This window comes from Mesorhizobium sp. CA16, assembly GCF_020165175.1.
In the GTDB taxonomy this organism is placed as follows: domain Bacteria; phylum Pseudomonadota; class Alphaproteobacteria; order Rhizobiales; family Rhizobiaceae; genus Mesorhizobium.
Genome location: NZ_JAIUHP010000010.1, coordinates 125,390 through 147,136 on the forward strand (window position 1 = coordinate 125,390; position 21,747 = coordinate 147,136).

Here is a 21,747-nt window from a genome sequence, read left to right on the forward strand (position 1 = left end):
ACGGCGATGACCAGAATTTCGTTCCGCGTTGGATCGAGGGGCGCCATCCCCGATTGCAGGTGTGACTGGCGCTCACCGCTGCTTGCTGCTTTCCTCATTTCCCAAAGTGGCGCGAAACGTGTTTGTTGCGCCTCACGGATACCGGGGTCAGGAACATGGACGTATTGAAGATCGCAGCCTTTTCGGACGGGAACACCGGCGGCAACCCCGCCGGAGTGATGATGGGCGGGGCCTTGCCGGATGCGGCCGACATGCAGTGCGTCGCGGCCGAAATCGGTTTTTCCGAAACTGCCTTCGCGGCGCCCGAGGGCGACGGCTGGCGCGTGCGCTATTTTTCGCCGGAGTCGGAAGTGCCGTTCTGCGGCCATGCCACGATCGCGCTCGGCGCGGCGCTGGTCAGGAAATTCGGCGACGGCATTTTCAGGCTGACCCTCAACCAGGCGGAGATCACCGTCGAAGGGTTTCGTGATGGCGCAAACTTCGCCGCCGCCTTGCAGTCCCCACCGACGCGCAGCAGGCCTGCGTCGGCCGAACTCGTCGAGGAGGCTCTCGCCTTGTTTGGCTATGAGCCGGGCGATCTCGATCCCGCCATTCCGCCGGCGCTCATCCATGGCGGCGCCGATCATCTCGTGCTGGCGCTGAAGTCGCGCCAGGCGTTGGCGGCCATGGCCTATGACTTGAAGCGAGGCCAGGCCTTCATGCGGCGGGAAGGCCTTGTCACCATCCTCCTCGCCTATGCCGAAACGCCGCGCCTCTTTCACACCCGCAATCCCTTCGCGTCCGGCGGCGTGTACGAGGATCCGGCGACGGGCGCCGCGACCGCTGCCTTTGCCGGCTACCTGCGCGATCTCGGCTGGCCGCATGGCGGCGCCATCGACATCGTCCAGGGCGAAGACATGGGCATGCGCTCGCGCCTTCATGCCGACATTCCGCCGGCGCCGGGCAGCTCGATCAGGGTGTCCGGAACGGCCAGGCTAATGGACTGATCCGAAGCAATTCCAGGAAAAATGCGCCGCGGCTAGGCCCGGCGCCTTTCGCCGTAGCCTTCCGTCTGGAATGGCGACGCCACCGGCCGTTACTTCCCGGCCAGAAGGTCCTTGATCAGCCGCTGGCAGCGCTCGGCCATGAAGTCGAGCAGCAGCCGCACCTTCGGATCCTGCAGCTTCTTGTGCGGATAGACGGCGGCGAACTGCACCGGCGTCGGCGGCGCCTGGGGCAGGATCACCTTCAGCCGCCGGTCGCGGATGAACGGCTCGACCTCGAAGCGCGGCTTGTTGATGATGCCGCGCCCCGATAGTGCCCAGCCGGTCAGAACATCGCCGTCGTCGGTGTCATAGGGACCGTGCACCTCGAATTTCTGCGGTCCGTTCGGCGTCTGCAGCGTCCAGACATATTCGCGCGCGCCGGCATAGCGCAGCATCAGGCAGTCGTGCTTTTTACCGATCAGCTCCTGCGCCTCGGTCGGCTCGCCGCGCGCTTCCAGGTATTTCGGCGCCGCCACCAGCACGCGCTCGCATTCCATGATGCCGCGCATCCTGAGGCTCGAATCCTCGATGATGCCGAGCCGGAAGGCGACATCGATGCCTTCCTTCATGATATCGACATTGTGGTCGGAGAGCCGAAGCCTCACCTCGATATCGGGATATTTGTCGTGGAAGTCCGGAATGCCTGACGCGATCAGCCTCCGGCCGAGGCCGAGCGGCGCCGTAACCCTGATGGTCCCGCGTGGCTGGCCGGAGAGCGCGGCGACCGCCGCCTCCGCCTCGGTGATCGCGTCCAGCACCTGCTTGGCGCCGGTGTAGAACACCGTGCCATGCTCGGTCGGCATCAACTGTCTTGTCGTACGGTTGAACAGCCGCACCCCAAGATGTTTCTCCAGTTCCTTGATGCGGTTGGAGGCGACCGCCGGCGAAATGCGCATGTCGCGCCCCGCCGCCGAAAGATTGCCGAGCTCGACGACACGAACGAAGACAGCGATGTTGTCGAGATAGGCCATGTGTGGCTCTCAAGCGGCTGCGCGAAGGTGTGTGGAGATTCAGCTGATGCCGGCCTGCAAACGCCGGGTTCCTACGCTTCCGGTGCTCACGTACTTCAACTACGCTCCGCTCCGGTTCTCGAAACCCGCCGTTTTCGGCTCGGCCTGACCTGAATCCTCACACACCTTAGGCAACCCTAGTATTTTCCATTTTTTTTTGAAAGTCATCGCGCACCTCGCCTCTTTTCGTTTGCGCGCCAGACCGTAAAGTCGCTCTCATCGGCAGGGACGAGTGCAATGATGGATTTCGCGATTTTCTGGGACTGGCTGAGCTTCGCGGTCCGCTGGCTGCACGTCATCACCGGCATCGCCTGGATCGGCTCGTCTTTCTATTTCGTCGCCCTCGACCTCGGCCTGCGCCAGCGGCCCGGCCTGCCCGCCGGAGCCTTCGGTGAGGAGTGGCAGGTGCATGGCGGCGGCTTCTACCACATCCAGAAATATTTGGTGGCGCCGGCCGAGATGCCGGAGCACCTCACCTGGTTCAAATGGGAATCCTACGCCACTTGGCTGTCGGGCTTCGCCATGCTCTGCGTGGTCTATTACGCCGGGGCCGATCTCTTCCTGATCGATCCCAACGTGCTCAACATCTCGGTGCCGGTCGGCATCCTCTTGTCGCTGGCCACCATCGGCGCCGGCTGGATTGTCTACGACCTGCTCTGCCGCTCGCCGCTCGGCAAAAGCGACACCGGGCTGATGCTGGTGCTCTATTGCGTGCTGGTGTTCATCGCCTGGGGGCTGACGCATCTTTTCACCGGCCGCGCCGCCTTCCTGCATCTTGGCGCCATCACCGCCACCATCATGTCGGCCAATGTCTTCATGGTCATCATCCCCAACCAGAAGATCGTCGTCGCCGACCTGATCGCCGGCCGCAAGCCGGACCCGAAATACGGCAAGATCGCCAAGCAGCGCTCGCTGCACAACAACTATCTGACTTTGCCGGTCCTGTTCCTGATGCTGTCGAACCACTACCCGCTGGCCTTCGGCACTGAGTTCAACTGGGTCATCGCTTCGCTGGTCTTCATCATCGGCGTTCTGATCCGGCACTATTTCAACACCGTGCATGCAAGGAAGGGCAACCCGACCTGGACCTGGCTGGGCGCCGCCGTGCTGTTCATGATCATCATCTGGCTGTCGACCGTGCCGAAGGTGCTGACCGGCGAGCCAAAGATCTCCGCCGCATCCGCCGCCGCGCAGGTCTACATCGCCTCGGCGCATTTCCCGGCCGTGCGCGACACCGTGCTTGGCCGCTGCTCGATGTGCCATACGAAGGAGCCGGTCTATGAAGGCATCTATCATGCGCCGAAGGGCGTGCTGCTCGACACTGATGAGCGCATCGCCGAGCATGCGCGCGAGATCTACATCCAGGCTGGCCGGGCGCATGCCATGCCGCCCGCCAACGTCACCCAGATCACCGACCAGGAAAGGGCCCTTCTGGTCGCCTGGTTCGAAGGCGCCGGAAAGTAAGCATGACAGCGAAAATTCTGCGCGGCCGCACGCTCTCCTTCCTGCGTTGGCCCGAAGCGATCGATGACCAGTCCGCCTGGCGCTACGAGGAAGATGGCGGGCTGCTGATCGAGAACGGCAGGATCGTCGCCGCCGGCTCCTATGCCGAGGTCGCGAAGAAGGCGGGCGCCGGCGTCGAGACGATCGACCATCGTCCGCATCTGATTCTGCCGGGTTTCCTCGACGCCCACGTTCATGTGCCGCAGATGCAGATCATCGCCTCCTACGGTGCCGAGCTGCTCGACTGGTTGAACAAATACACTTTTCCGGAAGAGGAGAAGTTCCAGAACGCGCAGCATGGCCGCCGCATCGCGCGGCTGTTCCTTGACGAGATGCTGCGCCACGGCACGACGACGGTCGCCGCCTATTGCTCCGTGCACAGATCGTCGGCGGAAGCCTTCTTTGCCGAGTCGCATGAGCGCAACATGCTCAACATCGCCGGCAAGGTGATGATGGACCGCAATGCGCCCGACGGCGTACTCGACACGCCGCAGACCGGCTATGACGATACGAAGGCCGTGATCGCCGAATGGCACGGCAAGGGCCGCCAGCTCTATGCAATCACGCCGCGCTTCGCCATCACGTCCTCGCCCGAGCAGATGGAAATGGCCGGCGTGCTCTGCCGTGAGCATCCCGATCTCCACATGCAGACGCACCTGTCGGAAAACCACGCCGAGATCGCCTTCACCCAGGAGCTCTACCCTTGGTCGCGCGACTATACCGACGTCTATGAACATTACGGCTTGCTCGGCAAAAAGAGCCTGTTCGGCCACTGCATCCATCTGTCGGAACGCGAGGCCGACGCGCTGTCGCAGTCGGGTTCGGTGGCGGTGTTTTGTCCGACCTCCAATCTCTTCCTCGGCTCCGGCCTGTTCGATTATCAGCGTTACCGCCGGCGCGAGAAGCCGCTCAGGATCGCCGCGGCCACGGATGTCGGCGGCGGCACCAACTATTCGATGCTGCGCACCATGGATGAAGGCTACAAGGTGATCGCGCTGAATGGCGAGAAGCTCAACCCGTTCCAGTCCTTCTGGCAGCTGACGCTCGGCAATGCCGAGGCGCTGTCCGTGGCCGACAAGGTCGGCACGCTGGACGAAGGCACCGATGCCGACATCGTCGTGCTCGATGCTCATGCCACGCCGGGCATGCGGCTCAGGATGGAGACTGTGGAGACGCTGGCGGAAGAGCTCTTCCTGCTGCAGACGCTGGGCGACGATCGTGCCGTGCGCGAGGTCTATGTGGCGGGGCGGCCGGCGAAGAGCGCGATTGTGGCGGGATAAGTCCCGACAATGGGGTAGATCTTCGAGTAGGGCAAGATGATGACTGCGCCTGGTTGCCAAGTGGTTCCCCCACTCCGTCGCCGCTTCGCGGCGCCACCTCTCCCCCCTCCGGAGGGAAAGGAAAGGGGCCAACTGGAAAGGCGCCAGCTTGAATCGCTTCGCGCCTTTCCTCTCCCCCGTCGATCGGGGGAGAGGTGTCGAGCGAAGCTCGACGGAGTGGGGGTCGACCCTGGCGCGCCCGCGACGAGTGCTTGACCAGACAGAGCTTGTCGTACAAACGACGGTGTCGATTTTCGGAGAAAGAGACATGGCCACCGCCGACGACATCGCTCTGATCAAGAAACAGGAAGCCACGCTGGTCTTCCCCGCCTTCGACGAGGCCGTCGCCTTCGAGATCGGCTCTGCCATCAGGGATCGGGCACTGAAGGAAGATCTTCCGATCATTGTCGACATCAGGACTTTCGACCGGCCGCTCTTCTATGCCGCCATGCCGGGTTCCAACGCCTCCAATCCCGATTGGGCGCGGCGCAAGATCAACGTCGTGAAGCGCTATCTCAGAAGCACCTATCGCCTGGTGCTTGAGCAGCAGCGCCCGGACCGCACTTTCAAGGTCGGGGAAGCGCTCGACATTGCCGATTATGTGCTCGCCGGCGGCGGCTTTCCGGTCACGGTGAAGGGCGCCGGGGTGATCGGCGTCATCGCCGTTTCGGGCCTGCCCGAGCGCGAGGACCACGGCGTCGTGGTCGACGCGCTGTGCGCCCATCTTGGCATCGATGCGAGCGGGCTTGCGCTGCGGCCGGAAGAAAAATGACCGACCCGAAAAGCTTCCTCACATCGATCTTCAACGCCGCCGTCGCCGCCGCCGACCCGGAAAAGACGATCCGGAATCATTTGCCGGCGAAGCCGAAGGGCCGCACCGTCGTCATTGGCGCGGGAAAAGGCTCGGCGCAGATGGCGGCGGCCTTCGAGAAGGTCTGGGATGGTCCCATCGATGGCCTAGTCGTCACCCGCTACGGTTATGGCGCCAGGTGCGAGCGCATCGAGATCATCGAAGCGGCGCACCCGGTGCCGGATGCCGCCGGTCTCGAGGCGTCGCGCCGGCTGCTGGAGAAAGTGCGTGGGCTGACTTCGGACGATCTGGTCGTGGCGCTGATTTCCGGCGGCGGCTCGGCCTTGCTGCCGTCGCCGGCTCCGGGGCTGACGCTTGCTGACGAGATCGCCGTCAACGAGGCGCTGCTTGCCTCCGGCGCGCCGATCGCGGCGATGAACACCATCCGCAAGCATGTCTCGACCATCAAGGGCGGACGCCTGGCCGCCGCTGCCCATCCTGCGAGGGTGGTGTCGCTGGTCGTTTCCGATATCCCGGGCGACAATCCGGCGCTGGTCGCATCGGGACCGACCGTTCCCGACACCGGCAGCCGCGCGGATGCGCTGGCCTCGATCGCCGCCTACGGCATGAAGCTGCCGGCCTCGGTCATGGCACATATCCAGTCTCCGGCCGCGGACGCGCCGCGCCCCGACGATCCACGCTTCGGCGGCAACGAAGTGCACCTGACCGCCTCGGCCGGCGTCTCTCTGGAAGCCGCTGCCGCCGAAGCGAAGCGGCAAGGCATCGAGGCTGTCATCCTTTCGGATGCCATCGAAGGCGAAGCGCGTGAGGTCGGTGGCGTGCACGCCGCGATCGCCCGCGAGGTGGCGACGCGCAATCGCCCGTTCGCAAAGCCGGTGCTGATCCTCTCCGGCGGCGAGACGACGGTGACATTGCGCGCCAAGGGCAAGGGCGGCCGCAATTCCGAATTCCTGCTCGCCTTGGCCATCGGCATCGACGGCGTGAATGGCATCGATGCCTTGGCTGCCGACACCGATGGCATCGACGGCTCGGAGAACAATGCCGGCGCCTTCGCCGACGGCTCGACCGTGGCGCGCATGCGCGCAACAGGCGTCGACGCCAAGGCGATGCTCGCTGGCAACAATGCCTGGACGGCCTTCAATGCGGTCGGAGATTTGTTCGTCCCGGGGCCGACCGGCACGAATGTGAATGATCTGAGGGCGATTCTGGTTAGGTAGCGCGATAAGCGCTGACGTCGTCATTCCAGGGCGAAGCAGGAGCGAAGCTCCGTCGCGAAGACCCTGGAATCCATTCCGTGACCTGAGCCGTAGGATGCAGCGCACCGTTGCGGCGCTCGTATGTCACGGAATGGATCCTCGGGTCTGCGCGCGTCGCTTCGCTCCTTGCTCCGCCCGTGGATGACGAAGCGACGTTTCGGCCAATCTCCTAAGTCGCAGGATACGTGCGTCTACGCGAGGTTTGTTCGGGCGCCTAAATTGATCACGCCCCCATCAGCCTCTTCACCTTCCGCATATCCTGCAAAAACCGGTCCCGCTCCGCCTCCTTGTCCTCATGATCGCGGATGCGCAGGATGAAGGAGGGGTGGATGGTCACAAACACGCGCAAGCCATCCTCGCGCTCGATCACATCGCCGCGCATCTTGGTGATCGGCACGGCCTTGCCGAGCAGCGACTGCGCCGCCGTCGCGCCGAGCGCCACCACGAGGTTCGGCTTGACGAGGTCGAGCTCCTTGTCCAGCCACCAGCGGCAGGCCTGGATTTCGCCGGCATTGGGCTTCGAATGGATGCGCCGCTTGCCGCGCGGCTCGAATTTGAAGTGTTTGACCGCATTGGTCACATAGACCTTGCGGCGATCGATTTCGGCGTCGTCCAGGATGCTGTCGAATATTCTGCCGGCCGGGCCGACAAATGGTTTGCCGGCCAGATCCTCCTGATCGCCTGGCTGTTCGCCGACGAAGACCACGTCCGCACTTTCCGGTCCTTCGCCGAACACGGTCTGCGTTGCGTCATGCCAAAGCGGGCAGCGGCGGCAGCCTTTCGCCTCTTCGCGCAACTCCGGAATATCGTCGGCTTCAGGCGCCACCACATCGGCCGGCTCGGGCGTCGGCCAATGCCTGGCCTTCACCTTGGCATGGCGCGGTACTGGGGTGGTTGGCATCCGGTCGATCATCTCTGACGCGGCTCTGTCTGCTCCTGCTGTCAAATCTGGAATGAGCGAGGCCACGGGAAGGTTCCGCCAATATTTTCTTCGGCATCTCCTGTCGTTGGCAAAACGTGATCGCCGCGCCTGTCGGGCCCTGTGCTCAAACCTCATGCAGGTAGAGATGATAGTCCAGCTCGCTGACGGTGCGTGCCACGCGCAGATATTCCGCCTGCTTGATCGCCACGAAGGTTCGGTGCAGGTCGGGGCCGAGCGCCGACTTCAGGAAATCGGAGCCTCTGGCCGCTTCGATTGCGGCGCGCCAGTCGGCGGGCATGCTCGATTTCTCCGTTGCCTGTTCATAGCCGTTCCCGGTCGTCTCGAGGCCAGGGTCCAGACCCTCGTCCAGGCCCTTGACGATGCCGGCCAGCACCGTTGCGGCGACAAGGTACGGATTCGCGTCGACGCCCGACGGCCGGTGCTCGATGCGGCGGTTCCTGGCGTCGCCCGCCGGCACGCGCAGCGCCACCGAGCGGTTGTTGACGCCCCAACTGGGCGCCACGGGGGCATAGGATTGCGAGACGAAGCGGCGCCATGAATTGGCGTGCGGCGCAAACACCAGCATGGATTCCGCCATGGTGTGGATGAGGCCGCCAAGCGCGTTGAGCAGGCTTAGCGACCATTTCTCGCCGGCTGCCTCGGTGAAGACGTTGCGGCCGCCATCGTCTTGCAGCGAGACATGGAAATGCATGCCCGATCCGGCATAGGCCTCGATGGGTTTGGCCATGAAGCAGGCGGTGACGCCGTGCCGCCGCGCCTGCGCCCGCACCAGCCGCTTCAGCATGACGAGATCATCGGCCGCCCTCATCACGTCCCTGCGGTAGTTGAGCGTCAGTTCGTACTGGCCCGGCGCGTATTCGGAAATCACCGTCTCGGCTGGAATGCCTTGCGCCCTCGCGGCTGCGTAGATGTCGGAAAACAGCGGCTCCATGCCATGCAGATGGTCGACCGAATAGACCTCGGTCTTGGCCGAGCGGCGGCCGTCGAGCACCGCGCGGGCAGGCTGAACCTTGCCATCCGCGTCGCGCTCATTGGACAGCAGGAAAAACTCAAGCTCGAAGGCGCCGGCCGGATGCAGGCCGCGTGCCGCCAGCAGTTCCACCTGCCTTGCCAGCACTAGCCGCGGGTCGGAGGTCATCGGCTGGCCGTCGAGATGGTGCATCGACATCAGCACCTGGCCGCGCGGCGGGTTGGTGCCGAAGAGCGGGACCAGCGTGCCGGGGATCGGCCATGCCCTGAGATCGCCGTCGCCGGTGTCCCACACCAGCCCGGTTTCATGCACATCCTCGCCGGTGATGTCGAGGCCGAGGATCGAGATCGGCAGATGCCGGCCGTTCTCGAAAATGCCCATCAGCTCGTGCCGGCGCACGATCTTGCCGCGGCCGATGCCGTTGGCGTCGGTGAGCACGATGTCGAACGCCTCGATCTCGGGATGCGCATCGAGAAACGCCTTCGCCTCGGCGGGAGCCGAGCCGGAAGGGGAGGTGGTAGCGGCGTTCAGATTGTCCATCGCCGCTTTTCTCACGCCGCAAGCTTGCCCGCAACCGCGGCGAAGGCGGCGATCAGTCGGCTCACTTGCGCCGAAGTCGTTGCCGGTGAGATCAGCATCATGTTGTGGAACGGCGCGATCAGCACGCCGCGATTGACCAGCGCGACATGGATGGCGGCTTCGAGTTCCGGCGCATGCGCCTTCTCGGCCTCGCCGCCGTTTTGCAGCGGTCCGGGCGCACAGATGAACTCGACGCGGGCGCCGACCCGCGCGACATGCCAGGGCAGCTTGCTTCGCTGAATGACGGCGGAGAGCCCCGCATCGAGGCGGCGCGCCAGCCGGTCCATATGGGCGTAGGCTGCCTCCGTCATCACCTCTTCCAGCGTGGCGCGCATCGCCGCGAATTGCAGCGGGTTCGCCGACAGCGTGGTGCCCATGCCGGAATAGCCGGGCTCCTTGGTCTGGTTGTAGGCGCCATAGCGCGAGGCGACCTCCTCGCTCATGCCCCAGATGCTCGCCGGCACGCCGCCGGCCACCGGCTTGCCGAGCACGAACAGGTCCGGCTCCAGCCCGTGCTTGCGCGTATAACCGCCCGGCCCCGTCGAAATCGTGTGCGTCTCGTCGATCAGCAGCAGTGTGCCGGCCGCGCGGGTCAGGCGCCGCAGCGCGTCGTGGAAACCGGGTTCCGGCAGCACCATGCAGGAATTGGTCAGCACCGGCTCAGTGATGACGCAGGCGACGTCGCGGTCGGCAAGTGCTGCTTCCAAGGCTGCAACATCGTTGAATTCGACAATCTTCGTGGCTCGCGTCAGGTCGCGGAACTCGCCGGCCAGCCCAGGCCGGTTGACCGGTTTGCCGTCGATCAGCCGCACCATCGTCTCGTCGACCGAGCCATGATAGCAGCCGTTGAAGACCAGGATCTTCTCGCGCCCGGTCACCGCGCGGGCGACGCGCAGCGCAAAGCGGTTGGCGTCGGTGGCGGTGGTGGCGATCTGCCAGTAGGGCAGGCCGAAGCGCTGCTGAAGCAGTGGGCCGATCGCCAGCGCATCCTCGCTTGGCAGCATATAAGTCAGACCCCGAGCGGCCTGCCGGCGGATCGCGCGGGCGACCGCCGGCGGCGAATGGCCGAGCATCGAGCCGGTATCGCCGAGGCAGAAATCGTCGAGCCTATTGCCGTCGATGTCAGTGATGGTAGCGCCCTTGGCGCCGTCGACCAGGATCGGGAACGGCGTCGGCCAGTCGCTCATCCAGTGCATCGGCACCCCGCCGAGGAAACCGGCAATGCCGTTGCCGAGCTTCGCCTCGGATTTCGGCCGCGCCTTGCGGAAGGCGGCCGCCTCCGTCTCGCGCAATTCGGCGATGCGGGCGACGTCGATGCCGCCGATGGAAGTCCGGTCGATTGAATGCATGAAGCCCCCCTCAGGCAGTAGGCAGTAGGCAGTAGCAGTAGGCGGTAGGTGCCGTCGTCCCTAAGCCCCACTGCCTATTCCCTACTGCCTACGCGGTGATATCGATCACGCCGCAGTCGCCGGTAGCACTTCCGAAGACGATGCGGCGTTCTTCCTTGTCCCACATCATCGACGTGATGGCGCCGGTGCCGGGCCGGCGCAGCAGCACTTCCTTGGCGTCGGCGAAGCGCGCCGCGATCACCATGCCGTCCCCATAGCCGATGGCCACGACATCCTGGCTCGGATGGCAAGCGACGCAGGTCACCATGGTATTGCCGCGCGTGCCGAGTTCCAGCGGCGCCTTGCCCATCGGCCCGTCTTTGCTGGCGAACGGCCACACGATCGCTGCCGGCGCGCCGGAGCTCGCCAGCCACTTGCCCTTCACGCTCCAGGACAGGCTCTTCACCTTGCCGGGATAGCCGCTCATGCGCATGTGCTTGCCGTCGGCAAGCTTCCAGCCATGCAGCGCGTTCTCCTGCATGGTGGTGACGAGGAAGGCGCCGTCCGGTGAAAAGGTGATGCCGGTATGGGCGCCTGCCCATTCGAGCTCCACCGGCTTGCCCTCGGCGGCCGGGAAATGCAGCGTCGCGCCGTTGTAGCGGGCGACGCCGAAACGCATGCCCTTGGGCGAGAAGGCCAGCCCCTCCACCGAACGCGGATGGGCAAATTCTTTGATCTTGCCGTCGGCGAAACGCACGAAGGCCGTCTTGCCCGAGGCATAGGCGATCGCGCCCTGCGGTCCGGCAGTGACGCTGGTGATCCACTTTTTGCCGGCGCTGGCCAGCTCGCTCACCTCGCCGCCGGCCTTCACGGCAAACACCTTGCCATCCTCGCCGCCGGTGATCAGCCGGTCGTTGGCCGCGTCATGGAAGGCGGCAAGCAGGCCGTCATTGGCCTGAACCGTCTTGTGCCCATTATCGAGCCGGTGGATCGCGCCGTCGGCGAGCGCGAAATGCGGCACGTCGTTCAAGAAGACGGCGGCAACGCAATGGCCTTCGAGATCAAGCGGGGCGACTGTGGGCATGCAAACGGTCCGTTCGAGATTAGCCAGCGCGGCTAGGTGCGGCCTTGCCTTCTCCCCTTGTGGGAGAAGGTGGATCGGCGCGCAGCGCCGAGACGGTTGAGGGGTGGGTGACGGAACGCCGTCATCGCCGAACTGGAGCACTCCTCATCCGACCTCACTTCGCGAGGCCACCTTCTCCCACAAGGGGAGAAGGAAGAACGGGCAGCGCTAGCGCTTGAAAGTCAGGAAATCAAGCTGCCTGGCAGGCCTCAAAACTCTTCCTGAGCCGCTCGGCGTCGAGATCGCGGCCGATGAAGACCAGCCGGCTTTCGTGTTTTTCGCCATCCTTCCAGGCGCGCTGGTGGTCGCCTTCGAGGATCATGTGCACGCCCTGCAGCACATAGCGGTCCTCGTCGCCCTTCAGCGCGATGATGCCCTTCAGCCGCAGGATGTTCGGTCCTTCCATCTGGGTCACCTTCTCGATCCAGGGAAAGAATTTCTTGGGATCCATCTCGCCGCCGCGCAGCGACACCGACTTCACCGTCACGTCATGGATGTCGGAAGCATGATCGTGATGGTGATGATCGTGACCGTTATGATCATGATCATGATGATGGTCATGGTCATGGTCATGGTCGTGCGCGTCGAGGAAATGCGGATCGTTCTCCAACGCCCGCGACAGGTCGAAGGCGCCGCGGTCGAGCACTTCGTCAAGCGCCACGCTGGAACGCTGGGTGCGATGGATTTTTGCCGCCGGGTTGATGGCGCGGATCGTCGCTTCGACCTTTTCGAGCTCGTCCGGCGTGACGAGGTCGGTCTTGTTCAGCACCACCACGTCGGCGAACGCGATCTGGTCCTCGGCTTCCTTGGAATCCTTCAGGCGCAGCGGCAGGTGCTTGGCGTCGACCAGCGCCACAACCGCGTCGAGCTTGGTCTTGGTGCGCACGTCGTCGTCCATGAAGAAGGTCTGCGCCACCGGCACCGGGTCGGCGAGGCCCGTGGTCTCGACGACGATGGCGTCGAAGCGGCCCGGGCGTTTCATCAGGCCTTCGACCACGCGGATCAGGTCGCCGCGCACCGTGCAGCAGACACAGCCATTGTTCATCTCGTAGATTTCCTCGTCGGATTCGACGATCAGGTCGTTGTCGATGCCGATCTCGCCGAACTCGTTGACGATGACGGCGTAACGCTTGCCGTGGCTCTCCGACAGGATGCGGTTGAGCAGCGTCGTCTTGCCCGCGCCGAGATAGCCGGTGAGAACGGTTACGGGGATTTGCGTCTGTGCGTCGCTCATGGGTTGCCTCGAAAATCCTGGATTGTCGGCCTGATATAGGATGGGTGTCGAGCTTTTGCACGCGCCAAACCGATGGGCCAGGCCGACCTCCAAGCGGAGCGGCGCCACGCACGGATCGGCGGCGGCCGAGGCAGGCCAGACGCAGGAGCCGCTCGGGCGCCCAAGCGCCTTCATCAGCGTCCGCTGTGAATCTCGCCGGTGCAAAAGTCGTTTGTCATCTAACTGAAATAAACATCTGGCATCACCTGCGCGGGCACCGCAATGCTTGCCGGCAAAGCGTTCCGCAAGCCGGACTCTTTAAATCGTCATTTGCCAGCCGTCGGACAGCCTCTATGCTTGTCCGCGCCGGTTCGGCCGAAGAGGGAACGACCATGGCCAAGGCGGACAAGACAGCGACAATGAGCCGGCTGCATTCGGCGGCAAGGCTGGCGCGTACAGCGCTCGCCGCGCGGCTTCTAGCGCACGGCTTCTATGCCGGCCAGGACCAGATCATGCTGGCGCTCGACCGCGAGGACGGCCAGACACCCGGCAACCTCGCCGGTCGGCTCGGCGTGCGCCCGCCGACCATCACCAAGACCATCAACCGGCTGCAGGCGCAGGGTTTCCTGGAAAAGCGCGCCTCCAACGCCGATGCCCGCCAGGCCCATATCTTCCTCACCGAGTCCGGCCGTGAAACCATCCGCGCCATCGAGAAGTCGGTCAAGAAGACCGAGAAACAGGCGCTGAGAGGCCTCGACAAGAAGGACCAGAAGGCGCTGTTCAAGCTGCTCGCCCGCATCGAGGCGAATCTATCGAACGAAGATCTGGTGCTGATCGACGACGACGCGGAGTTGGATGAAGCGTGACGCGTGAGCGTCATCGCTCACCGCGAGACGTTCGAAGCGCGATGCGCAGCATCGTCGCTCCACGCACCGGCTTAGCATTGCAAGCGCGACGCGTAAGCGTCGTCGCTTCACCCAAGTATCGGCGGCTTAGCGGAAAAGGCGACGATGCTGCGCATCGCGCCTGAGCGACGATGCTGCGCGTCGCGCTAACGCGTCGCGCTAACCAGCGTCGCCCAGCGACCCGGCGTCATGCCGAATGCCTTCTTGAAATGCCGGTTGAAATGGCTCTGGTCGCTGAAGCCGGCGCCGGCGGCGATCTCCGCGAGCGACTCGCCCTCGACGATCATGCGCCGCGCCTTTTGCAGCCGGCGCATCAGCAGGAAGCGGTGCGGGCTGGTCGAATAGGTGGCGCGAAAATGGCGCGACAGCGCGTAGCGGTCGAGGCCGGTGACGGCCTCCAGCTCATCGGAGCGCACCGGTCGCTCGGCATTCTCCTCGAGATAGTCGCGGGCAAGCGCGGCGGCGCGCCATGCGGTCTTGCCCGTTGACTTTGCCGGCTGCCCGGCATGGCGTTTGAGGTGTTGCGCCAGCTGCGCAACGAAATCTGCCACGAACAGGTCGCCGAGTGCCTCGTCCAGCGGTGCCAGCGCCGACAACAACGTGTCGCGCAAGCGAGGATCGTCGACCACGGCGTCGCGAACGAAAGGCAGCGGCTCGCCATCGAGGCAGTCGAGCAGCAGGGACGGCTCCAGATACAGGATCCTGTAGCGCAGGCCGTCTTCCGTGCCGGCGCCGCCATCGTGCAATTCGTCCGGATGCAGCACGATCGCCTGGCCGGGCAGGCTGTGTCGCAGCGCGCCGCGATAATGGAAGCGCTGCACGCCGTTCAGCGTCACGCCGATGGCATAGGTGTCGTGCCGGTGCAGCTCGAAGGCGTTGCCATGGAAGCGCGCCTCGATGCGTTCGAGACCCGAGCCGCCCGGAGCCGAAACGATGCGATCGCCGGCGGTCGCATCCGCGCACGAACGTTCAAGACCTTCCTTCGCCTCTTCGCTTAGAGCCTGCGCCATCGCCTGTCCCGCCCATCACGGAGTCTCAATCTTGGTGTTCGATACGAAAATTGCAATTGTTCTCAGAGAGGACCTGCCGGTATGGCAGAAGCTCAACGTCACTGCGTTCCTGACCAGCGGCATCGTTGCGCAGTTCCCCGAAATCATCGGCGAGGCTTACCGTGATCGTGCCGGCAACCTCTACAACCCGATGTCGATCCAGCCGGTCATTGTCTTGTCGGCCGATGCGGCGACGCTAGGTACGATTCACCGCCGGACATTGGAACGCGGCGTGACGACGTCCGCTTATGTCGAGGAGATGTTTTCGACCGGGCACGACGTCGCCAACCGCGCCGTCTTCGCCGAATTCGCCCCGGACGACGCCAAGGTCGTCGGGATCGCCATGCGCGGCGAGAAAAAGCTCGTCGACAAGATCACCAAGGGCGCCCGCATGCATGGCTGATTTATGCCATCTTGAACCGCCGAGATTGGCAGCAAACTCACCAACTTCGTCATCCACGGGCAGAGCGGGAGCGAAGCGGACGCGGAGACCCGAGGATCCATTCCGCGACCTTAGCCGGAGTGTGCAACGGGGCAGAATTCTGCGCCGCTGGCGGAGCGTCAATGTAACGGCATGGATCCTCGGGTCTGCGCGCGTCGCTTCGCTCCTTGCTTCGCCCGTGGATGACGACTGCGCGAACTGTTCAAGCCAATCGCCAACCGACAATGCGCTCTAAGCCTGTCCGAAGCTTGTTGGGCCAGTCGCTTTTGGCTTGCTGGCAAGGGCCGATTGCCTCAGAAGGGTACCGTCTATCTTCCTTCGGCCCGACCTTGAGCGCTCCCAGAAATAATGACGACAGCGCAACGCCGCCCGCGGCGATGCTTCTGATGCTGTGCGTCTATGTCTGCTTCACCTTTCTCGACACCTCCAGCAAATATCTGGTGCTGGCCGGCGTCTCGGCGCTGATCGTCGCGTGGGCCCGCTTCACCGTGCATGTCCTGCTGGTCGGCATCTTCCTGCGCGGCTGGCGCGAGCCGGTTCGCTTCCGCGCCAACAACCTGCCGGCGCACCTCTTGCGCGGCGTCCTTTTGTTCGGCTCGACCATGTTCAATATCCTGGCGCTGCGCACGCTGCAGTTGGCCGAGACAACGTCGATCTATTTCTTCGGCCCGATGGTCATCACCGCGCTTGCCGGCCCGCTGCTCGGCGAATGGGCCGGCTGGCGGCGCTGGCTGGCGATTCTCACCGGCTTTGTCGGCGTGCTCATCATCACCAGGCCTGGCGTCGGCGTGTTCGGCATCGGTCATCTTTTCGCGCTGGGCTCGATGCTGTCGAACAGTTTTTACGTGATCATGACGCGGCGCATGTCGTCGACGGAGACCTCGGAGAGCCTGATCCTCTTTTCGGCGCTGGCACCCGCCGTGCTGCTCCTGCCGCTGCTGCCTTTCTCGCTGTCATTGCCGCAGGATGGCTGGCACTGGGTCATCCTGTTGATGCTCGGCGTCTTCGGCGCCGGCGGCCACTATTTGCTGGTCCGGGCCTATCGTCTGGCGACCACGACCCAGCTCGCGCCCTATCCCTATTCGCAGATGGTGTGGATGATCATTTCCGGCTGGCTGATCTTCCACCAGTTCCCCGACCGCTGGACGCTGCTCGGCGCCGCCATCATCGTTGCCAGCGGGCTCTACATCATCCATCGCGAGCACCGGCTTCGCGTCCGCAACTCCGCCTCGCTCGACACCGAGGCCGAGGCGCTCGCGAAAAAACTTTGATTTGCGCCGAATCCGGTGGCATAAGGCCGTTTTAAAAAATTTAAAGACCCTGGGGAGCGAAGGGCACTGGCACAGAAGATCAAGCTTTCGACGATCGCGGATGCGCTCGGCGTGTCCACGGCAACGGTGTCGCTGGCGCTGCGCGACAGCCCGCTGGTCGCCGGCACGACGCGCGAGCGCATCAAGGAGCACGCCCGCGCCATCGGCTATATCTACAACCGTCGCGCCGCCTCGTTGCGCACCTCGCGCTCCGGCATCGTCGGCGTCGTCGTGCACGACATCATGAACCCGTTCTTCGCCGAGATACTGCGCTCGATCGAAAGCGAGCTCGACCGCAGCCGCCAGACCTTCATCCTGTCAAACCACTACGACCAGCTGGAAAAGCAGCGCACCTTCATCGACACGCTGCTGCAGCTGGGCGCCGACGGCGTCATCATGTCGCCGGCCATCGGCACGCCGGCCGAGGACATCATCATGGCCGAGGAAAACGGCCTGCCGGCAGTGCTGATCGCGCGCACCGTTGCCGGCGCCGATGTGCCGGTGTTCCGCGGCGACGATGCCTATGGCACCGCGCTTGCCACCAATCATCTGATCTCGCTCGGCCACAAGCGCATCGCCATGGTCGGCGGCACCGACCAGACCTCGACCGGCCGCGACCGCTACCAGGGCTATCTCAACGCGATGGAGGCGGCCGGCCTGGAGGTGAAGCCGTCCTGGCGCATTCCCGGGCCGCGCACCAAGCAGGCGGGTTTCGAGGCCTCGGGACAGTTTCTGGCGCTGAAGGACAGGCCCACCGCTGCCTGCTGCTGGAACGATCTGGTCGCGATCGGGTTGATGAACGGCATCGCGCGCGCCGGCCTCGTGCCGGGCGTCGATATCTCGGTCACCGGCTATGACGATCTCGAGGAGGCGGCAATCGCGACACCGGCCCTGACCACGGTCTGGAACGGCCAGCGCGAGGTCGGCCGCCGCGCCGCCAGCGCCCTGCTTGACAAATTGAACGGACAGGCAGTGCGGCCCTCGCAGGAGCTGATCAAGCCGGAACTGCATGTGCGGCAGTCGACCGGCAAGCCGGTGGAGCGTGCATGAAGGCCGAAGGAAAATTGCCGGTCGCCATCCTTGTGCCGGGCGATTTCAACGACCATGCCCTCGGCCGCATCGACGAGGCGTTCAAATGTGTGCGGATCGAACGCGCCGATCCGTCTTTGGTTACGGACGAGATCCGCGCCACGGTGCGCGGCATAGCCTCCTATGCAGGCATCGACGCGGCGATGATCGATGCGCTGCCCAATCTTGAGATCATCGCCAGTTTCGGCGTCGGCTATGATTCGGTCGACGCCAATCATGCGGCCAAGCGCGGCGTCATGGTCACCAACACGCCCGATGTCTTGACCGAGGAGGTCGCCGATACTGCCATCGGCCTTCTGATCAACACTGTGCGCGAGCTCTACGCCGCCGAGAAATGGCTGCGCGACGGCGACTGGGTGACCAAGGGCAATTATCGCCTGAGCCGGCTTACCTTGCGTGGCCGCCACGTCGGTATCTTCGGCATGGGCCGCATCGGCCGGGCCGTCGCCCGTCGCCTTGAAGCCTTCGGCCTGCCGATCGCCTATCACAACCGCCGCAAGGTCGAAGGCCTGGCTTACGAATATCATGCCACTTTGAAGGGGCTTGCCGAAGCCGTCGACACGCTGATCTGCATTGCCCCGGGCGGCGCCTCCACCGAGAACGCGGTCAGTGCCGAGGTGTTGTCGGCGCTGGGTTCGAACGGCGTCTTCGTCAATATCGGCCGCGGCTCGACGGTGGACGAGGCAGCCCTCGCGGCGGCCCTCGAAAGCGGCACCATCGCAGCCGTCGGGCTCGACGTCTTTGCCGACGAGCCGAACGTGCCGCAGGCCCTGCTCGATGCTCCCAACGCCTCGCTTCTGCCGCATATCGGCTCGGCGTCGGTCCACACCCGCCGCGCCATGGCCGATCTGTGCGTCGACAACCTCGTGTCGTGGTTTACCGACCGCCGGCCGCTGACGCCGGTGCCCGAGACGCTCAACGTCAAGGCGCGAGCCTGAGGCGTTTCACCGTTTCAGGGAAAACGGCGAATTCACGGAAACGGCGAACCGCGCCTGTCTCTTTGCTTTGGTGCAATTCCGGACGGAAAGCCAATTGCTCCAATCCGCACCCGTCGCCACGCCCACTTAACCCTTTGGAATCATTCTGCATACTTGGTTATGTGCGGAGAGGCGGGGTGAAGCTGTTCGTTGGCTTGGCAGCATCGGTAGCGTTGTTCGGGGGCGTTCAGTTCCTGCATGGCGGTAACGGCCAAAGCGAGGCCACCGAACTCATCCCGACAAACGCCTATCGGCTGACCGCCAATGGCGATGAAGCGGCCTGCGCCATCCACCGCGGCGCCGAAGTCTCGGAGGGCCTGTCGTTGCTTTCCGTCGCCCCGAACTGCCGCAAGCTGATGCCTGGCATCGAACACGCGAAATTCTGGCGCGAGCAGGCGGATGGTTCGGTCGCTTTCAGTGACGACGGGGTCGATCCGATCGTCACCTTCGGCGTTGCCGATGGCGACGGCTACGAATCCTACGCGCCGGCCGCGCCGCTTCTGGCGCTGAGCACGAGCGAATAGCCGCGGAACTGTCCAGGCTTACTCTGCCGCGGCGCGAGCCCCTGTTTTCGCGGCCGCATGCAGGCGCACCGCATCGCCGAAGGCCTTGAAGATCTTGGCGGAATTGCTGTCCGATTTCACCCAGTATTCGGGGTGCCATTGCACGCCGACTGCGAAGGCGCGGGCATCCTTGACGGAGACTGCTTCGATCGTGCCGTCGCTGGCCAAAGCCTCGACCTGGAGCCTGGAGCCCAGCAGGTCGATCGCCTGGCGATGCAGCGAATTCACCTTGATCTCGCCGGCGCCGAACACGCCGGCAAGGCAGCTTCCGGGCTTGATCGAGATCGTCTGGTGGATGCCGAAGCGCTCGTCCTGATTGTCGCTCACCGGCGCGCGGTGGTCGAGCGAGCCATCGCGCTCCTGGATTTCGGTGCCCAGCGTGCCGCCGAGCGCGACGTTCAGCTCCTGGATGCCGCGGCAGATGGCAAGCAACGGCACGCCGCGCTCGATCGCCTTGCGGATCAGCGGCAGCGTGGTTGCGTCGCGCGCCGGATCGTAGGGGCCGTTGGCCTCGCTGGGATCGCCGCCATAGAGCGAGGGATGCACGTTGGACTTTGAGCCCGTCACCATGACGCCGTCGACCGACGACAGCAGCTCGTCGAAATCGAGCCGGTCGCCGAAGGACGGCACCAGCAGCGGGAACACGCCGGCGCCGGCAACCGCCGCTTCCAGATACTGCTGGGGTGCCGCGTGCCAGGTGTAGTTGTCGAACTGGCGGACGTCGGACGAGACTGCGACGAGCGGTTGCTGCATTTTGGGTTTGGATTCCTTCGAGAGCTAAGGAGTTAATCTGCCTACAAAATAGGCGATCTGAAGGCAGTTTGCCATGGCAAGTTTCGCTGCCTTGCGTGGTCCAGCGGCAGGCTCGTTAGACTATAGTTGCACGCGGCGCCGGAATGGCTGCAACCCTCGCCCGCAACACTGGACTCGACTCTTTGCCTGTGTATGTTTCTTCCCCAACCGATCCGGGCACGAGGATGGCCTGACGTCGGTCAGCTGATCCGCAAGGGAGGAAACTTAATGGATCGTCGTTCTTTCATTCGCAAGGCCGGTGCGTCCGGCGTGGGCGCCGCGGCAGCCGCGGCGGCACTTGCCACGCCGGCCATTGCCCAGTCCAATCCCAAGGTGACCTGGCGGCTTGCATCGTCCTTCCCGAAATCGCTCGACACGATCTATGGCGGCGCCGAAGTCTTCTCAAAAATGCTGTCCGAGGCGACCGACGGCAATTTCCAGGTCCAGGTCTTCGCCTCCGGTGAGCTCGTGCCCGGCCTGCAGGCTGCGGACGCCACCACGGCCGGCACGGTCGAGGCCTGCCATACGGTCGCATACTATTACTGGGGCAAGGACCCGACCTGGGCGCTCGGTGCCGCAGTGCCCTTCTCGCTCAACGCGCGCGGTATGAATGCCTGGCACTATCATGGCGGCGGCATCGACCTGTTCAACGAGTTCCTCGCCACGCAAGGGCTGTTCGGCCTGCCGGGCGGCAATACCGGCGTTCAGATGGGCGGCTGGTTCCGCAAGCAGATCAACACGGTGGCCGATCTCTCGGGCCTCAAGATGCGCATCGGCGGCTTTGCCGGCAAAGTTGTGCAGAAGCTCGGCGTCGTGCCGCAGCAGATCGCCGGCGGCGACATCTATCCGGCGCTGGAGAAGGGCACCATCGACGCCGCCGAATGGGTCGGCCCCTATGACGACGAGAAGCTCGGCTTCTATAAGGTCGCGCCCTACTACTACTATCCAGGCTGGTGGGAAGGCGGCCCGACCGTGCATCTGATGTTCAACAAGGCCAAATACGAAGAGCTTTCGCCGGCCTACAAGTCGCTGGTGCATACCGCCGCGCAAGCGGCGGACGCCAACATGCTGCAGAAGTACGACTATCTCAATCCGGCGGCGGTGAAGCGGCTGGTGTCGAACGGTGCCAAGCTGGCGCCGTTCAGCCAAGAGATCATGGTCGCCTGCTTCGAGAAGGCCAACGAGGTCTACGCCGAGATGGAATCCAACAACGCGCCGTTCAAGAAGATCTGGGAATCGATCAAGGCCTTCCGCAAGGAGCACTATCTCTGGGCCCAGGTCGCCGAATACAATTACGACACCTTCATGATGGTGCAGCAGCGCAACGGGAAGCTGTAGGAAGATTAGCCCCTTCTCCCCGTCACTATACGGGGAGAAGGTCCCGGCAGGGGGATGAGGGGCAGCGCCAGCTTCGGCGATTGAAAAGCCTAGAGCCGTGATCTGGGTCTAACCCTTACCCATCCGACGTCGGCGCCGCCCCTCACCTGCCTGCCGGCATCCTCTCCCCGTACAGGGACGGGGAGAGGGGCGCCCTCATCGG

General features: G+C 64.3%; 20 protein-coding genes. 12 read left to right on the forward strand and 8 right to left on the reverse strand.

What is annotated here, in order from left to right:
- Nucleotides 1-155 precede the first annotated feature (155 nt).
- The gene (locus LB525_RS15975) at nucleotides 156-986 is read left to right on the forward strand and encodes a PhzF family phenazine biosynthesis protein (RefSeq protein WP_224545327.1); all 831 of its coding nucleotides are present in this window, start codon (nucleotides 156-158) and stop codon (nucleotides 984-986) included.
- Between the two features lie 89 nt (nucleotides 987-1,075).
- Here the strand turns inward: LB525_RS15975 and LB525_RS15980 are convergent, their stop codons facing one another.
- Complete coding sequence (locus tag LB525_RS15980; RefSeq protein ID WP_140844725.1) at nucleotides 1,076-1,996, reverse strand: LysR family transcriptional regulator; 921 nt, start codon at nucleotides 1,994-1,996, stop codon at nucleotides 1,076-1,078.
- A gap of 276 nt (nucleotides 1,997-2,272) precedes the next feature.
- On the opposite strand from LB525_RS15980, the gene LB525_RS15985 reads away from it, so the two are divergent.
- The 4 genes from LB525_RS15985 to LB525_RS16000 all read left to right on the forward strand — a co-directional run bounded on the left by LB525_RS15985 (nucleotide 2,273) and on the right by LB525_RS16000 (nucleotide 6,885).
- The gene (locus LB525_RS15985; RefSeq protein ID WP_224545328.1) at nucleotides 2,273-3,499 is read left to right on the forward strand and encodes a urate hydroxylase PuuD; all 1,227 of its coding nucleotides are present in this window, start codon (nucleotides 2,273-2,275) and stop codon (nucleotides 3,497-3,499) included.
- 2 nt (nucleotides 3,500-3,501) lie between these two features.
- Nucleotides 3,502-4,818 (forward strand): guanine deaminase, encoded by a 1,317-nt coding sequence (guaD, locus tag LB525_RS15990; protein ID WP_224545329.1) that lies wholly within the window; start codon nucleotides 3,502-3,504, stop codon nucleotides 4,816-4,818.
- Between the two features lie 307 nt (nucleotides 4,819-5,125).
- Nucleotides 5,126-5,629 carry a heme-degrading domain-containing protein gene (locus LB525_RS15995; protein ID WP_224545330.1) on the forward strand — a complete coding sequence of 168 codons (504 nt, stop codon included), beginning with the start codon at nucleotides 5,126-5,128 and terminating at the stop codon, nucleotides 5,627-5,629.
- The gene (locus LB525_RS16000; RefSeq protein WP_224545331.1) at nucleotides 5,626-6,885 is read left to right on the forward strand and encodes a glycerate kinase; all 1,260 of its coding nucleotides are present in this window, start codon (nucleotides 5,626-5,628) and stop codon (nucleotides 6,883-6,885) included. The genes LB525_RS15995 and LB525_RS16000 overlap by 4 nt, the downstream gene beginning before the upstream one ends.
- 262 nt (nucleotides 6,886-7,147) lie before the next feature.
- Here LB525_RS16000 and LB525_RS16005 read toward each other — a convergent pair whose 3' ends face one another.
- The 5 genes from LB525_RS16005 to LB525_RS16025 form a co-directional block, all read right to left on the reverse strand.
- The gene (locus tag LB525_RS16005) at nucleotides 7,148-7,981 is read right to left on the reverse strand and encodes a UdgX family uracil-DNA binding protein (RefSeq protein WP_224545332.1); all 834 of its coding nucleotides are present in this window, start codon (nucleotides 7,979-7,981) and stop codon (nucleotides 7,148-7,150) included.
- On the reverse strand, nucleotides 7,971-9,377 hold the full coding sequence (locus LB525_RS16010; RefSeq protein WP_224545333.1) for a glutamine synthetase family protein: 1,407 nt from the start codon (nucleotides 9,375-9,377) through the stop codon (nucleotides 7,971-7,973). Before LB525_RS16010 ends, LB525_RS16005 begins: the two co-directional genes overlap by 11 nt.
- Nucleotides 9,378-9,388: 11 nt before the next feature.
- Nucleotides 9,389-10,765, reverse strand: coding sequence for an aspartate aminotransferase family protein (locus tag LB525_RS16015; RefSeq protein WP_224545334.1), 1,377 nt, complete (start codon nucleotides 10,763-10,765; stop codon nucleotides 9,389-9,391).
- An 88-nt stretch (nucleotides 10,766-10,853) separates the two neighbouring features.
- Complete coding sequence (locus tag LB525_RS16020) at nucleotides 10,854-11,828, reverse strand: WD40 repeat domain-containing protein (protein WP_224545335.1); 975 nt, start codon at nucleotides 11,826-11,828, stop codon at nucleotides 10,854-10,856.
- 229 nt (nucleotides 11,829-12,057) lie between these two features.
- On the reverse strand, nucleotides 12,058-13,101 hold the full coding sequence (locus LB525_RS16025; RefSeq protein WP_224545336.1) for a CobW family GTP-binding protein: 1,044 nt from the start codon (nucleotides 13,099-13,101) through the stop codon (nucleotides 12,058-12,060).
- Nucleotides 13,102-13,472: 371 nt separating this feature from the next.
- On the opposite strand from LB525_RS16025, the gene LB525_RS16030 reads away from it, so the two are divergent.
- Entirely contained in the window at nucleotides 13,473-13,946 is a 474-nt protein-coding gene (locus LB525_RS16030; RefSeq protein ID WP_027169177.1) for a MarR family winged helix-turn-helix transcriptional regulator, read from the forward strand.
- Between the two features lie 185 nt (nucleotides 13,947-14,131).
- On the opposite strand, the gene LB525_RS16035 is transcribed toward LB525_RS16030, so the two are convergent.
- Nucleotides 14,132-14,995, reverse strand: coding sequence for an AraC family transcriptional regulator (locus tag LB525_RS16035; protein ID WP_224545337.1), 864 nt, complete (start codon nucleotides 14,993-14,995; stop codon nucleotides 14,132-14,134).
- A gap of 34 nt (nucleotides 14,996-15,029) precedes the next feature.
- Between LB525_RS16035 and LB525_RS16040 the strand changes: the two genes are divergently transcribed.
- From LB525_RS16040 to LB525_RS16060, 5 genes are all read left to right on the forward strand, one after another.
- Nucleotides 15,030-15,437, forward strand: a complete 408-nt coding sequence (locus tag LB525_RS16040) for a DUF2000 family protein (RefSeq protein WP_224545338.1) — start codon at nucleotides 15,030-15,032, stop codon at nucleotides 15,435-15,437.
- Nucleotides 15,438-15,862: 425 nt separating this feature from the next.
- On the forward strand, nucleotides 15,863-16,747 hold the full coding sequence (locus LB525_RS16045) for a DMT family transporter (protein ID WP_176477149.1): 885 nt from the start codon (nucleotides 15,863-15,865) through the stop codon (nucleotides 16,745-16,747).
- Between the two features lie 66 nt (nucleotides 16,748-16,813).
- Entirely contained in the window at nucleotides 16,814-17,836 is a 1,023-nt protein-coding gene (locus tag LB525_RS16050) for a LacI family DNA-binding transcriptional regulator (protein ID WP_095769389.1), read from the forward strand.
- The gene (locus LB525_RS16055; RefSeq protein WP_224545339.1) at nucleotides 17,833-18,813 is read left to right on the forward strand and encodes a 2-hydroxyacid dehydrogenase; all 981 of its coding nucleotides are present in this window, start codon (nucleotides 17,833-17,835) and stop codon (nucleotides 18,811-18,813) included. The genes LB525_RS16050 and LB525_RS16055 overlap by 4 nt, the downstream gene beginning before the upstream one ends.
- A 176-nt stretch (nucleotides 18,814-18,989) precedes the next feature.
- Nucleotides 18,990-19,376, forward strand: coding sequence for a hypothetical protein (locus LB525_RS16060; protein ID WP_224545340.1), 387 nt, complete (start codon nucleotides 18,990-18,992; stop codon nucleotides 19,374-19,376).
- Between the two features lie 18 nt (nucleotides 19,377-19,394).
- On the opposite strand, the gene LB525_RS16065 is transcribed toward LB525_RS16060, so the two are convergent.
- Nucleotides 19,395-20,168 carry a gamma-glutamyl-gamma-aminobutyrate hydrolase family protein gene (locus LB525_RS16065; RefSeq protein WP_095769386.1) on the reverse strand — a complete coding sequence of 258 codons (774 nt, stop codon included), beginning with the start codon at nucleotides 20,166-20,168 and terminating at the stop codon, nucleotides 19,395-19,397.
- A gap of 267 nt (nucleotides 20,169-20,435) precedes the next feature.
- Here LB525_RS16065 and LB525_RS16070 point away from each other — a divergent pair, with 267 nt between their 5' ends.
- Nucleotides 20,436-21,545, forward strand: a complete 1,110-nt coding sequence (locus LB525_RS16070) for a TRAP transporter substrate-binding protein (RefSeq protein WP_224545341.1) — start codon at nucleotides 20,436-20,438, stop codon at nucleotides 21,543-21,545.
- The last annotated feature ends 202 nt before the right edge of the window (nucleotides 21,546-21,747 follow it).